Annotated in this window: 13 protein-coding genes and 1 pseudogene; 9 read left to right on the top strand and 5 right to left on the bottom strand. The window is 69.2% G+C overall.

The genetic code is table 11. From position 1 onward, the window contains the following. Window positions 1-116: 116 nt before the first annotated feature. Together whiG and AB0H32_RS03360 are read left to right on the top strand one after the other, a co-directional pair. Window positions 117-959: an RNA polymerase sigma factor WhiG gene (gene whiG, locus AB0H32_RS03355; protein WP_201839334.1), complete on the top strand. Its 843-nt coding sequence runs from the start codon at window positions 117-119 to the stop codon at window positions 957-959. Between the two features lie 65 nt (window positions 960-1,024). Further along, window positions 1,025-1,582 (top strand): helix-turn-helix domain-containing protein, encoded by a 558-nt coding sequence (locus AB0H32_RS03360; protein ID WP_361113567.1) that lies wholly within the window; start codon window positions 1,025-1,027, stop codon window positions 1,580-1,582. 355 nt (window positions 1,583-1,937) lie between these two features. On the opposite strand, the gene AB0H32_RS03365 is transcribed toward AB0H32_RS03360, so the two are convergent. After that, the gene (locus AB0H32_RS03365; RefSeq protein WP_361113443.1) at window positions 1,938-2,519 is read right to left on the bottom strand and encodes a M23 family metallopeptidase; all 582 of its coding nucleotides are present in this window, start codon (window positions 2,517-2,519) and stop codon (window positions 1,938-1,940) included. A 273-nt stretch (window positions 2,520-2,792) separates the two neighbouring features. Between AB0H32_RS03365 and rpsB the strand changes: the two genes are divergently transcribed. The 5 genes from rpsB (at window position 2,793) to AB0H32_RS03390 (ending at window position 7,677) form a co-directional block, all read left to right on the top strand. Further along, a complete protein-coding gene (gene rpsB / locus AB0H32_RS03370; RefSeq protein ID WP_361113446.1) occupies window positions 2,793-3,704 on the top strand; it encodes a 30S ribosomal protein S2 in 912 nt (303 codons plus the stop codon). 152 nt (window positions 3,705-3,856) lie between these two features. After that, window positions 3,857-4,693 (top strand): translation elongation factor Ts, encoded by an 837-nt coding sequence (tsf, locus tag AB0H32_RS03375; RefSeq protein ID WP_361113449.1) that lies wholly within the window; start codon window positions 3,857-3,859, stop codon window positions 4,691-4,693. Window positions 4,694-4,896: 203 nt separating this feature from the next. Continuing rightward, entirely contained in the window at window positions 4,897-5,655 is a 759-nt protein-coding gene (pyrH, locus tag AB0H32_RS03380) for a UMP kinase (RefSeq protein ID WP_361113452.1), read from the top strand. A 184-nt stretch (window positions 5,656-5,839) separates the two neighbouring features. After that, window positions 5,840-6,397, top strand: a complete 558-nt coding sequence (gene frr, locus AB0H32_RS03385) for a ribosome recycling factor (RefSeq protein WP_069783545.1) — start codon at window positions 5,840-5,842, stop codon at window positions 6,395-6,397. Continuing rightward, window positions 6,397-7,677 (top strand): phosphatidate cytidylyltransferase, encoded by a 1,281-nt coding sequence (locus AB0H32_RS03390; protein ID WP_361113456.1) that lies wholly within the window; start codon window positions 6,397-6,399, stop codon window positions 7,675-7,677. The genes frr and AB0H32_RS03390 overlap by 1 nt, the downstream gene beginning before the upstream one ends. Before the next feature lie 195 nt (window positions 7,678-7,872). Here the strand turns inward: AB0H32_RS03390 and AB0H32_RS03395 are convergent, their stop codons facing one another. The 3 genes from AB0H32_RS03395 to AB0H32_RS03405 form a co-directional block, all read right to left on the bottom strand. After that, window positions 7,873-8,658 carry an SMI1/KNR4 family protein gene (locus AB0H32_RS03395; protein ID WP_361113459.1) on the bottom strand — a complete coding sequence of 262 codons (786 nt, stop codon included), beginning with the start codon at window positions 8,656-8,658 and terminating at the stop codon, window positions 7,873-7,875. Then, window positions 8,655-8,984 carry a deoxyxylulose-5-phosphate synthase gene (locus AB0H32_RS03400; protein WP_361113462.1) on the bottom strand — a complete coding sequence of 110 codons (330 nt, stop codon included), beginning with the start codon at window positions 8,982-8,984 and terminating at the stop codon, window positions 8,655-8,657. The genes AB0H32_RS03395 and AB0H32_RS03400 overlap by 4 nt, the downstream gene beginning before the upstream one ends. Window positions 8,985-9,070: 86 nt before the next feature. Continuing rightward, entirely contained in the window at window positions 9,071-9,325 is a 255-nt protein-coding gene (locus tag AB0H32_RS03405) for a hypothetical protein (protein ID WP_361113465.1), read from the bottom strand. Window positions 9,326-9,759: 434 nt separating this feature from the next. Between AB0H32_RS03405 and AB0H32_RS03410 the strand changes: the two genes are divergently transcribed. Both AB0H32_RS03410 and AB0H32_RS03415 read left to right on the top strand, forming a co-directional pair. Continuing rightward, window positions 9,760-10,662, top strand: a complete 903-nt coding sequence (locus AB0H32_RS03410; protein WP_361113467.1) for an NADP-dependent oxidoreductase — start codon at window positions 9,760-9,762, stop codon at window positions 10,660-10,662. A 511-nt stretch (window positions 10,663-11,173) separates the two neighbouring features. Then, window positions 11,174-12,274 (top strand): hypothetical protein, encoded by a 1,101-nt coding sequence (locus AB0H32_RS03415; protein ID WP_361113469.1) that lies wholly within the window; start codon window positions 11,174-11,176, stop codon window positions 12,272-12,274. Here the strand turns inward: AB0H32_RS03415 and AB0H32_RS03420 are convergent. Further along, a pseudogene (locus AB0H32_RS03420) lies at window positions 12,171-12,546 on the bottom strand (tyrosine-type recombinase/integrase); the annotation flags it as partial. The gene AB0H32_RS03415 and the pseudogene AB0H32_RS03420 sit on opposite strands and share 104 nt — an antisense overlap. Window positions 12,547-12,818 lie beyond the last annotated feature (272 nt).

Raw genomic sequence — 12,818 nt, forward strand, 5'->3', positions numbered from 1 at the left:
GCTCACCCAGGTGGCCCACTTCACCCCACGACCCGCCACCCCATCTCACTTGCCTCACCGCACAGCACTTCACGGCACTTCACAGCACTTCACGGCAGAACGGCACAAGGCGACGAATGCCCCAGCACACCTCCGGGTCCGACCGGGCGGCGATCCCCCCAGCCGCCCGCGACGGTGGCAGCGTGCGGCCGCCCGCTCCCTCGACGCTCGACGAACTGTGGCGGTCGTACAAGGCGACGGGGGACGACCGGCTGCGGGAGCAGCTGATCCTGCACTACTCGCCGCTGGTCAAATACGTGGCGGGCCGGGTCAGCGTCGGGCTGCCGCCCAATGTGGAGCAGGCCGACTTCGTCTCCTCGGGGGTGTTCGGGCTGATCGACGCGATCGAGAAGTTCGACATCGACCGGGAGATCAAGTTCGAGACGTACGCGATCACCCGGATCCGCGGCGCGATGATCGACGAGCTGCGGGCCCTGGACTGGATCCCCCGGTCCGTGCGGCAGAAGGCGCGGAACGTGGAGCGGGCCTACGCCACGCTGGAGGCGCGGCTGCGGCGCACACCGACGGAAGGGGAGGTCGCTGTCGAGCTGGGCATGGAGGTCGACGAACTGCACGCCGTGTTCAGCCAGTTGTCGCTGGCCAACGTGGTCGCCCTGGAGGAGCTGCTGCACGTCGGTGGCGAGGGCGGGGACCGGCTCAGCCTCATGGACACGCTGGAGGACACCGCCGCCGACAATCCGGTGGAGGTGGCCGAGGACCGGGAGCTGCGGCGGTTCCTGGCCAGGGCGATCAACACGCTGCCCGAGCGCGAGAAGACCGTCGTCACGCTCTACTACTACGAAGGGCTCACCCTCGCCGAGATCGGCAATGTGCTCGGGGTCACCGAGAGCCGGGTCAGCCAGATCCACACCAAGTCGGTGCTGCAGCTCCGCGCCAAGCTGGCGAGCTTCGGACGTTGAGTCGCTCCCGTTCGCGGGGGTGCGTCCGTAAAGTGGTTGACGTGCCAAGGATTCGAGCGGCCTCCGTGGCCGAGCACCGGTCGATGCAGCGAGCCGCCCTGCTGGACGCGGCTCGGTCCCTGTTGTCCGAGGGTGGGACGGAAGCGCTGACCTTTCCCGCGCTCGCCGAGCGTACGGGGCTGGCGCGGTCGTCCGTGTACGAGTACTTCCGCTCGCGGGCCGCCGTGGTCGAGGAGCTGTGCGAGGTCGACTTCCCCGTGTGGGCGGCGGAGGTCGCGGCGGCGATGGAGCGGGCGCCGTCGGCCGAGGACAAGGTCGAGGCGTATGTGAGGCACCAGCTGGCGCTGGTCGGGGACCGGCGGCACCGGGCCGTGGTCGCGATCTCGGCGAGTGAGCTGGATGCGGGGGCACGGGAGAAGATCCGGGCCGCGCACGGCGGGCTGGTGGCGATGGTCGTCGAGGCGCTGGGGGAGATGGGGCACGGGGAGCCTCGGCTGGCGGCGATGCTGTTGCAGGGGGTCGTGGACGCGGCCGTACGGAGGATCGAGCTGGGGGCGGCGGAGGATCCTGGGGCGATCACGGATGCTGCTGTGACCATGGCGCTGCGGGGTGTGAAGGGCTGAGCGGTGCCGGTGCCGGTGCCGGTGCCGATATCGGTGTCTGTGCTGGTGTCTGTGCTGGTGCTGGTGCTGGTGCTGGTGCTGTTGCTGGTGCGGGGGTGGGCAAGGGGCGCTTGTCTGCGCCGGCGGGGTGCCGTTGCGCCCACCCGTGCCGCCCCAGCGGCACGACTGCCCGCAGCTTGAGGCCGGTGGCTGCCCGCGGCTTGGTAGGCCGGTGGCTGCCCGCAGGTTGGTAGTGCGGTGGCTGCCGGCAGCTGGCCAGTGACTGCCGGCAGCTTGGTTGGCCAGTGACTGCCGGCAGCTTGGTGGATAGGGGCCACGACTGCCCGCAGCAAGGTGGGCCAGTCGCCTGGCGTGGTTATGTGGGGACCGGTACCCCCAGGACCGGCAGCAGTCGCGACGGCCCCGTCCGCAGCAGCCCCGGCGGCAGCAGGGCCAGCGGGTTCAGATAGGTCTCACCCCTGCGCAGGCCCCAGTGCACGCACGTGGCGGGGCAGTGCGTCCCCGTGGCCTCGACCGTGCCCAGCACCTCGCCCGGCCCCACGGCATCCCCCTTCCTCACCGAAGGGCTCACCGGCTCGTACGTCGTCCGCAGATCCGTCCCCGTCAGCCCGACCGAGACCACGCCCCGGCCCGCCACCCGGCCCGCGAAGGTCACCCGGCCGGCCGCAACCGCGCGCACCGGAGCACCGGGGGACGCGCCCAGGTCCACCCCGCGGTGCCCGGGGCCGTACACCGTCGCCGGGGGCTCCCAGCCCCGTAGCACCACCGGCCGCAGGCCCACCGGCCAGGCGCGGCCGATGGCCGGAACCCGGTCCGCGGGACGTGGCGGAGGCGCCGGGGCAGGGGTGTCCGCCCAGGCCAGAGGGGCCAGTACCGTCACTGCCGAGACCGGCAGCCAAGCCGCCGCCAGGGCCACGCATCGCCTCACTCGTCGCATGCGAGAACCCTCCCGCAGCGCCTCCGATCATGGCCGGGATCTGTGGACTACTCCCCGGTTGTGGAGAGCGGCGTCACCCGGTGCCCCGCCGGTCCCGTACACTTCTTCTGGCGATCCGGGTCACCGGGTCGACTTCGCACGCCCCGATACGAGATCCGGAGACGGTTCGTATCAGCGCCCCTCGGTCCTTCGCGGCACGGCGCATCGCGGGCGTCAGGCGCGGCCGCCGTCCGGCGGACGCGGCACAACCGAGAGTTTCAAGGAGATACGGCCATGGCCGTCGTCACGATGCGGGAGCTGCTGGAGAGCGGCGTCCACTTCGGTCACCAGACCCGTCGCTGGAACCCGAAGATGAAGCGCTTCATCTTCACCGAGCGCAACGGCATCTACATCATCGACCTGCTCCAGTCGCTGTCGTACATCGACCGCGCCTACGAGTTCGTCAAGGAGACCGTCGCCCACGGCGGCACGGTCATGTTCGTCGGCACGAAGAAGCAGGCGCAGGAGGCCATCGCCGAGCAGGCCACCCGCGTCGGCATGCCCTACGTCAACCAGCGCTGGCTGGGCGGCATGCTCACCAACTTCTCGACCGTCTACAAGCGTCTGCAGCGCCTCAAGGAGCTTGAGCAGATCGACTTCGAGGACGTCGCGTCCTCCGGTCTGACCAAGAAGGAGCTGCTGGTCCTCTCCCGCGAGAAGGCCAAGCTGGAGAAGACCCTCGGCGGTATCCGCGAGATGCAGAAGGTGCCCAGCGCCGTCTGGATCGTGGACACCAAGAAGGAGCACATCGCCGTTGGTGAGGCCCGGAAGCTCAACATTCCGGTCGTCGCGATCCTCGACACCAACTGCGACCCCGACGAGGTCGACTACAAGATCCCGGGCAACGACGACGCGATCCGTTCCGTCACCCTGCTCACCCGCGTGATCGCCGACGCCGTCGCCGAGGGCCTCATCTCCCGCTCTCGCGTCGCCACCGGTGACAAGGGCGAGAAGGCCGCGGGCGAGCCGCTCGCCGAGTGGGAGCGCGACCTGCTCGAGGGCGAGAAGAAGGACGAGGCTCCGGCCGCCGAGGCCGCCCCTGCCGCCGAGGCTGCTCCGGCCGCCGAGGCCACTGCCGCCGAGGCCCCTGCCGCCGAGGCCGCTCCGGCCGAGGGCGAGAAGGCTGCCGAGGGCGAGCAGGCCTGACGTCAGCGTTGACGGCGGGGGCGGCGACATGAAGTCCGCCCCCGCTGTTCACCCGTAGGTCGGCACAGTGTCCGCGATCCACGGCTACATGTGGATCACGGACCGTGCAGATCTCCGATCTCCCCAAGACTTCGAGAAAGACTCACAGACTCATGGCGAACTACACCGCCGCCGACGTCAAGAAGCTCCGTGAGCTGACCGGCGCCGGCATGATGGACTGCAAGAAGGCGCTGGACGAGGCCGAGGGCAACGTCGAGAAGGCCGTCGAGGCGCTGCGTATCAAGGGCCAGAAGGGCGTCGCCAAGCGCGAGGGCCGCTCCGCCGAGAACGGCGCCGTGGTCTCCATCATCGCCGACGACAACTCCTCCGGCGTCATCGTCGAGCTGAAGTGCGAGACGGACTTCGTCGCCAAGGGCGAGAAGTTCCAGGCCGCCGCCAAGGCGATCGCCGAGCACGTCGCCAAGACCTCCCCGGCCGACCTGGAGGCCCTGCTCGCCTCCGAGATCGAGGCCGGCAAGACCGTCCAGGCGTACGTGGACGAGGCCAACGCCAACCTCGGCGAGAAGATCGTCCTGGACCGCTTCGCGCAGTTCGCCGACGGCTTCGTGCTCGCCTACATGCACCGCACCATGCCCGACCTGCCCCCGCAGATCGGTGTCCTCGTCGAGCTGGACAAGCCGAACGCGGACGTCGCCAAGGGCATCGCCCAGCACATCGCCGCCTTCGCGCCGAAGTACCTCTCCAAGGAGGACGTGCCGGCCGAGGTCGTCGAGTCCGAGCGCCGTGTCGCCGAGGAGACCACCCGCGCCGAGGGCAAGCCCGAGGCCGCGATCGCCAAGATCGTCGAGGGGCGTCTCAACGGCTTCTTCAAGGACGCCACGCTGCTCGGCCAGCCGTACGCGCTGGACAACAAGAAGTCGGTCCAGAAGGTGCTGGACGAGGCCGGTGTCACCCTGAAGCGCTTCACGCGCATCAAGGTCGGCATCTGAGTCCGTACCGCGATCGACGCGCGACCCTCGGAGAAATATCGGTAGGGTCGACAGCAGTCGTCCGCGCACACCGCCACACCCAGGCATGTGGCGGACGGCAGCAGATCTGACGAGGAGGCCATTGCCGCGCATGGGAGCGAAAAGCGACCCCATCGGCAATGGCCTTCTTCGTATGTGCAACACGTGAAAGAGGCGGGATCTCCATGACCACCAAGGCCCAGAAGAGCGACGACGGCAAAGTACGCGGCCGGTTTCTGCTGAAGCTGTCCGGAGAGGCCTTCTCCGGTGGCGGGGGCCTGGGCGTGGACCCGGACGTGGTGCACAAGATCGCCCGCGAGATCGCGGCCGTCGTCCGGGACGGCGCCGAGATCGCGGTCGTCATCGGCGGCGGCAACTTCTTCCGCGGCGCCGAACTGCAGCAGCGCGGCATGGACCGCGCCCGCTCGGACTACATGGGCATGCTCGGCACCGTGATGAACTGCCTCGCCCTCCAGGACTTCCTGGAGAAGGAGGGCATCGACAGCCGGGTGCAGACGGCCATCACCATGGGCCAGGTCGCCGAGCCCTACATCCCGCTGCGCGCCGTGCGCCACCTGGAGAAGGGCCGCGTGGTCATCTTCGGCGCCGGTATGGGCATGCCGTACTTCTCCACCGACACCACCGCCGCCCAGCGCGCCCTGGAGATCGACGCCGAGGCGCTGCTCATGGGCAAGAACGGCGTGGACGGGGTCTACGACTCCGACCCCAAGACCAACCCCGACGCCGTCAAGTTCGACGCCCTCGGCTACAGCGAGGTCATCACCCGCGACCTCAAGGTCGCCGACGCCACCGCCATCACGCTGTGCCGCGACAACAAGCTGCCGATCCTCGTGTTCGAGCTGCTCGCGGAGGGCAATATCGCGCGGGCCGTCAAGGGTGAGAAGATCGGCACGCTGGTGGGTGACCAGGGCAGCCGGGCCTGACCGGCACACCCCTGTCGCCCCGGGTACGACACCTGTCCGGGGGACGGACGGGACGCACCCTGGCCGGGGGATGGACAATGTCCTGCCGGTCGGGAACCGTGCAGGAAGAAGACGCGACGCAGCCGGCCGCCGCCCCACCAAGGAACCGCAGCCGGGCCTTACTCAAGACACGCAGGAGCAAGTGGTGATCGAAGAGACCCTCCTCGAGGCCGAGGAGAAGATGGAGAAGGCCGTCGTGGTCGCCAAGGAGGACTTCGCCGCGATCCGCACCGGCCGTGCGCACCCGGCGATGTTCAACAAGATCGTGGCCGACTACTACGGTGCGCCGACGCCGATCAACCAGCTGGCCTCGTTCTCCGTGCCGGAACCGCGTATGGCGGTCGTGACGCCGTTCGACAAGACCGCACTGCGCAACATCGAGCAGGCGATCCGCGACTCCGACCTGGGCGTCAACCCGAGCAACGACGGCAACATCATCCGAGTGGTGTTCCCCGAGCTCACCGAGGAGCGTCGCCGCGACTACATCAAGGTCGCCAAGGGCAAGGCCGAGGACGCCCGGGTGTCCATCCGCTCCGTGCGCCGCAAGGCCAAGGACGCCATCGACAAGCTGATCAAGGACGGCGAGGTCGGCGAGGACGAGGGCCGTCGTGCGGAGAAGGAGCTCGACGACACCACCGCGAAGTACGTCGCCCAGGTGGACGAGCTGCTCAAGCACAAGGAAGCGGAGCTGCTCGAAGTCTGATGAGCGACTCTTCCTGGGGGGCGCCGCCACAGTCCGGGTACTGGGGGCCCACTGAGCGTGGGCCAGTCCAGGGGGCTGCCCCGGCGGGTCCCGCGTACGATGCGCCTGAGGCGCAGCAGACTCGCCCCATGCCCATCGTGCCCGACGGACCCGCGTACGGCGGAGACCAGGACGACGACCGGGGGGCCGCTCGGCTGAGCGGTCCCTTGCTCCGGGACGAAACGCTGCATCCGACGCCGAATCCGGCGCCGAGCCCCACCCAGAGTCACCCGCAGAACCACATCCAGCACCACGGCCACATCCAGCACCACGGCCACATCCAGCACCACGGCCACATCCAGCACCACGGCCGCATCCAGAACCACAGCCGCCCCCAGAACCACCGCCAGAGTCCCGCGCAGAATCTCTCGCAGAATCCGGAGCCCATGCCCGACGCCCCGCAGCCGGCGCCAGCGCCGCAGAAGAAGAGCGCGGGCCGTGACCTGAGCGCGGCCATAGGGGTCGGCGTCGGGCTCGGTGTGGTGATCGTCGCGTCCCTGTTCGTCTACAAGGCCGTGTTCGTCGGTGTCGTCGCCGTCGCCGTGGTCGTGGGCCTTTGGGAGCTGACCAGCAGGCTTCAGGAGCGCAAGGGCATCAAGGCGCCGCTCGTGCCGCTCGCGGTCGGCGGTGCGGCGATGGTGGTCGCGGGGTACGTGCGCGGAGTCGAGGGTGCTTGGGTCGCCATGGCCCTGACCGCGCTCGCGGTCCTGGTCTGGCGGATGACCGAGCCGCCCGAGGGCTACCTCAAGGACGTCACGGCGGGCGTCTTCGCGGCGTTCTACGTGCCCTTCCTGGCCACGTTCGTCGCGCTCATGCTCACCGCCGACGACGGCCCGTGGCGCGTCCTCACCTTCCTGCTCCTGACGGTCGTCAGCGACACGGGCGCCTATGCCGTCGGCTGGCGCTTCGGCAAGCACAAGCTCGCCCCGCGCATCAGCCCCGGCAAGACCCGCGAGGGACTGCTCGGCGCGGTGCTGTTCGCCATGGTCGCGGGCGCGCTGTGCATGCAGTTCCTGATCGACGGCGGTAGCTGGTGGCAGGGGCTGCTGCTGGGTCTTGCGGTCGCGGCCAGCGCCACCCTCGGCGACCTCGGCGAGTCCATGATCAAGCGCGATCTGGGCATCAAGGACATGGGCACCCTGCTTCCTGGTCACGGCGGCATCATGGACCGCCTGGACTCCCTCCTGCCGACCGCTCCGGTGGTGTGGCTGCTGATGGTGGTCTTCGTCGGCTCTGCGTGAGGGCCGCCCGACCAGGGCTTTTGGGCCTCGTCCTGAGTAGGGCGGGGCCCGTCGTCGTACACCCACTCCCCGGGGAGTGGCCGAGCACTCCGTCGGCGAGTGACGACAACGCCGCTGGGGGTGCCCCCACGCATTGAGGCAGTGGGGGAGTGCGTGCCGGACCCCGCGACACCGGCAAGATCCGAATGAGAGGCCCTAGGTGTCGCCGGCGTCCCAGTCCGCCAGGGGCAGGCCGTCGGCGGTGGTGATCTCCAGGAGTGTGCAGCCCATGAGCCGGACGGCCGCGAAGAGGCGGTCGCGGACCTGGGTGCGGTCCTCGGGCAGGAAGGAGACGCGGATCTGGTGCGGGTGAGAACGGTCGTAGGTGAGGTGCCAGTCCGTCTCGCCGGTCGCGAAGTGGTCCTGGCCCTGCTCGCCGCCGTCGGACTGCCACGAGCCCCGGTCCGCCGTCGGGGCCAGTACGTCCCGCAGGATCCGCAGCCGCTCGGCGTACGGCCGTGAGCCCTCCGAGAGCCGCAGGCAGCGGTGCAGCCGGTGCCGGAACGCGTTGAACCAGGGCGCCAGATCCGCCTCCATGCCGGCCAGAACCGTGGTGCGCAGCCGGCCCGACACCCACTCCTCGATGAACCCGGCCGTGCCGGGCGCGAACTCCTCCCGCCCGGCGCCCCGGCCCACGACCACCACCGGCCACTGCTCGGGGTCCCCGTCGGTACGCCAGCACAGTCGGTCGGCGTCCGTCGTGGCGCCCCAGACCAGCAGGCCGTCGTACCGCTCCAGGGCGTTGTACGGACTCGTGCCGAACGGCGTGCGCAGATACAGGTAGTCGCAGAACTCGCCCCAGCCGTACGTCTCGGCCAGCAGCCTGTAGTCCGCGGGCAGTTGCACCCCGAGCCGCTCCTCCGCCTCTGCCCAGTCCCCGCGGGCGTCGACCGGATCGGCCGGCGGGGGAACGGCTCGGGTGAGGGCGTCCAGGCCCGTCACGGCAGGTCGGCCCGGCGCAGGGCAGTCGCGGGCGGCTCCCCGGTACGGCGGGCGTACGTCAGCCGCTCGCGCACCTCACGCCGGGAGCGCGGCCGGTAGCCGGGGCCGTCGCTGCAGCCCATGTGGAATCCCAGTCCCGCGTTGAGCAGCACCGTGAGAGTCCGCCAGGCGGCCCGGTCCCGCCTCGGGGGCGCGGCGAAGGCGGAACCCGCGTACATCAGCGCGCCCACGCAGCGCGGACAGGTCCGCTCCCGCCGCGGGTCGTACCGCAGCTTGTACGAGACCCGGCAGGACAGGCAGACGTACGAGGTCTTCGCGGGAGGCATGGGCACAGCGTAGGGAGCCCGCAGAGCGCGGCCAAGCGGGTTTCCGACACCCGGCGCGCGTCGCTCGCCCCGGAGTCCCCAGGGGTTCAGCGGCGGCCTCGCCGGTCCTCGTGGGCGACGAAGTAGTTCACGGCCATGAGCACACCGAGAATGCCCAGGCCGAAGGAGCCGAGGACCGTCCAGACCCCGGTGCCGTCCCACACGGAGCGCACCCCGCCGCCGAGCCCGCCGACGGCCGAGCACATGCCGAGGACGAGAAACCGCGAACTCCGGGGCCGCAGCCGGTGCCGCGGGTCCGGGTGCCGACGACCGGGCGAGGGCGGGCCGGCAGAGTGCGTCATCGATGCCTCACGCTCTTCTGTCACCATCGGGCGGCGGCCTCGCGGGGGGTCCGTGACGGGGGCGCCGCCCGGCCGCGCCCTGTCGATCAGGCGACGCTACCGCTGAAGAGCCTCGCGGAGACCGCCGGCAGCGACAGAAAGGTGTCAGGAGAGTGCGGCCGGCCCGGGCGGGCACCGCCGTGGATCATGCGAGTCCGTGCCGGGTTGCCCGGCCGTCTCCGGGCCGTCCGCACCTCGGACCGGCCGCTGCTCGGGCTCTCCCCGCCGGTCGACCGCACGTGCAGGTCATCTCAGTCGGCGTGGTCGCCCGGTCGTCAAATGAGTTGTCAAGAAGAACGTCGTCCGTTTACGTACGGTGTCGGAACGGGAAGAGCAGCGTTCGCTGTCGAGCGCGCAGCACGCGCGACACCCTGGGGGCGAGATCGGAGCGAATGATGAAGGCAGTGCGTTTCCACCGGTTCGGGGGCCCGGAGGTCCTCGAGATCGTGGATCTCCCCGATCCGCATCCGGGTCCCGGACAGGTCCGGATCGCGGTGCGCGCGGCCGGCGTCAACCCGAGCGACTGGAAGAAGCGCAGGGGCCTGATGGACGAGGAGCTCCCGCAGACCCTGGGCCACGAGGCGGCGGGCGTCGTCGACGAGGTCGGCGAGGGCGTTGCGGACGTAGCCGTCGGCGATCGTGTGTTCGGCTTCTCTCTCGAGGGGGCGGCCCAGGCCGAGCTGGCGGTGCTGTCCTACTTTGCGCCGATCCCGCCGTCGATCGACTTCCCCGGCGCTGCCGCGCTGCCGGCCGCCATCGAGACGGCCACGCGCGCGCTCGACCAGCTCGGCGTCGGGGGCGGCAGCACGCTGCTCGTCAACGGGGCCTCCGGAAGCGTGGGCAGCGCGGCGGTTCAGCTCGCCGTGGTGCGCGGCGCGCGCGTGATCGGCACCGCCGGTCCGGCGAACCACGCGTACCTCCGCTCACTGGAGGCCGAGCCCGTCGCCTACGGCGCGGGCCTCGTCGAGCGGGTTCGCGCGCTCGCGCCCGACGGCGTCGACGTGGCGCTGGATGTCGCCGGGAGCGGCGTGCTGCCCGAGCTCATCGAGCTCGCGGGCGGGCCGGACCACGTCGTGACGATCAGCGACTTCGCCGGCGCGCAGGAGCACGGCGTGATGTTCAGCCGCGGGGACGGCGGACGCGCGGTCCATGCGCTCGCCGACATCGGAGGGCTGATCGAGGCCGGAAGGTTCTCGCTCCCGGTCGCGCAGACCTTCCCGCTCACCGAGATCGCGCACGCGCACCGCGTCGGCGAGGACGGTCACGTGCGCGGGAAGCTCGTACTCCTGGTCGGCTGACGCGGCGCCGACGACCGCGCGTGACCCGGCTCACCAGGCAGCAGGCGATTGAGGCTTGTCGCCCGGGTCTTCGATGTGAGATTGCTGTGTGGCGCTGGGCGCCATGGCTCGGGTGACGTCTCCGTCGGCGTGGGTGTGCCCTTGAGCGAGGGGTCTACCTGCACTGATGCCTCGGCGGGCGTCATCAGGCCGGGCGGTCTCCGGGCCGTCCGTGGGGGACTTGGGACGACCGGAGTCGACAGCGACGACCAGGTGGGCGAACGAGCCCCCAGGTCACAGGATTCGATCTGCGACCCTGGCAGGGCCATGCCTAAGCCCGGAGAACTGGCGTCACTTGGATGAGAACGGCCCGCTTACCTGCGGTTTTGCCGCCAGTAGGTGGCTCGCGCCGGTTGCTGGGCCGTCTCCGGGCCGTCGATCAACCCTCAGAACCTGCCTGTCGGAGAACCTGTCTGCCAATGAGATGGTGGATTCACGCGTGATCAAGCCTGATTGTCCGTAAGCTCAACGGGTGGATTCTTTGCGTGAGTTGGCGCACCGCGTCATGATCTCAGTGCAGCGCCTTGCGGTTTCTCTCGAAGAGAAGAACGTGAAACTGCCGCCTGCGGCGCAGGAGGACATGGGCTACTCCCTCCTTGAGATTTTGCGTCAACTGGACTTGCACAGAGACCGGATCGAACGGGATTTCGAGCGTGCAGATCAACGAGCGAATTCCCTGTATGACTTGGCGAACAATATTGTGTGGTCGGCGGACGGTCTTGCGACCGCCCTGCAGATGAGGAACCGGAGGGTCCTGGGCTACGTGAAGTTGCGCCCTTGGGTGCGGAAGGGCATGCGGCAGGACCTCCTTGAGATGCTGCGCCAGTTGAACTCATACGCTGACCAGATCGAACGGCGCTTCCTGGCAAACCACGTGGACGTTCTCGGGGCTCAGGAAGAGGTCTCCCCCTATCAGGCGGCACGGTTCGTTCCCTTCCGCCGTTCCGGCTTCCTCGCCTTCGTGGAAGGTAGCCCCCCAGGACTCCTGGCTATCGATAGTCAGGCGGCTTCGGATGAATCCGGAGTGGCCGCGGGCGAAGTAGCTGTAGATATCTATATCGGCTCTGAAGATGAAAGTGCGATTGAGCAGATAGTTCAAAGTGCACTGCAGGTGGTTGAAGTCCTCGGCTATAAAGAAGTGGGAGAGCCGGAGGTTCGTCGCGGATCGATCTTCCGGCGGTCGCGTGCGGTGGCGCAAGTGGGGCTGGATGAGCTGAAGATCCGACTCATGAAGGTGGAGCGTGGTCTTGAGCTGGCGCAGCTCGACCTCCGTCAAGCCGAAGTGAACGTCAAGGAGTCCGAGGCTGTTTCGGGTCTGCTCACGAGTCTCGAAGAAGTCAATCGCGCGTGCATTAGGATTGGTTCTCTCCTAGTGGTTAAGTACCATTTCAACGGTGCGCCCGTCGTTTTTGTGCGCACTCTAAACCAACTTGAAATGCACGCCCTTACGCGTTTCCCGGAGATTCAAGCTAATCCCGAAGTGGCGCTGAATGCGCTAGCCACCGCCGTCCTTTCTCTCGCCGACCTGGATGCCGACGGTGGTAGCACTGCACTAGCAGATGGAACCAACTAGCCCCGAGAGCTTTGTCGATGGCCTTTCGTATACGCTCCTGACTCGACGGCGTAAGGTGCGCGTACGCTCGCAGTTTCATTGCCGGATCAGTGTGACCCAGATACTGGCTGACGGCCTTGATACTCTCTCCACCGTCCAGCAGAACGGACGCATAGAAGTGCCTTAGCGCGTGCATTCCGTGCTCGCGAGCCGGGTCGCACTCGCCATCTGCCCCCGGCGTCCGGGATGACGCCAGCCACCGCCACTGCGGGCTTCCACTCCTGGATGTCAAGGGCCCGCGCACGGCGCGGGCCGGCCCCTTGGGCTCGGCCCCTCTGCGCCTTCGGCGCCGGGGCCGGCCCTGGGGCCGCAGCGAGCTACGACCCTGAGTCGAGACCTGGACGGGCAAGGCCACGGTCAGAGCAGTGCCTCCGGCGGGGGATCGGCCGGCACCGGGATGGAGGAGGCGCCGTTTTCGACTGCGGGTCCGTAGGGGCGTGCGCGGGGTGCTCCCATCCCGCCCACCGTCGACCCAGGCAGAGCCGAGCAGACGCGGCCCCTGGTG

Origin of the sequence: Streptomyces sp. NPDC020362 (assembly GCF_040642095.1) — a bacterium.
Lineage (GTDB): Bacteria > Actinomycetota > Actinomycetes > Streptomycetales > Streptomycetaceae > Streptomyces.

Coding starts and splice junctions, on each gene's coding strand:
- whiG (WP_201839334.1), top strand. CDS start 117: ATGCCCCAGCACACCTCCGGGTCCGACCGGGCGGCGATCCCCCCAGCC.
- AB0H32_RS03365 (WP_361113443.1), bottom strand. CDS start 2,519: ATGCGACGAGTGAGGCGATGCGTGGCCCTGGCGGCGGCTTGGCTGCCG.
- rpsB (WP_361113446.1), top strand. CDS start 2,793: ATGGCCGTCGTCACGATGCGGGAGCTGCTGGAGAGCGGCGTCCACTTC.
- tsf (WP_361113449.1), top strand. CDS start 3,857: ATGGCGAACTACACCGCCGCCGACGTCAAGAAGCTCCGTGAGCTGACC.
- pyrH (WP_361113452.1), top strand. CDS start 4,897: ATGACCACCAAGGCCCAGAAGAGCGACGACGGCAAAGTACGCGGCCGG.
- AB0H32_RS03390 (WP_361113456.1), top strand. CDS start 6,397: ATGAGCGACTCTTCCTGGGGGGCGCCGCCACAGTCCGGGTACTGGGGG.
- AB0H32_RS03400 (WP_361113462.1), bottom strand. CDS start 8,984: ATGCCTCCCGCGAAGACCTCGTACGTCTGCCTGTCCTGCCGGGTCTCG.
- AB0H32_RS03405 (WP_361113465.1), bottom strand. CDS start 9,325: ATGACGCACTCTGCCGGCCCGCCCTCGCCCGGTCGTCGGCACCCGGAC.
- AB0H32_RS03410 (WP_361113467.1), top strand. CDS start 9,760: ATGAAGGCAGTGCGTTTCCACCGGTTCGGGGGCCCGGAGGTCCTCGAG.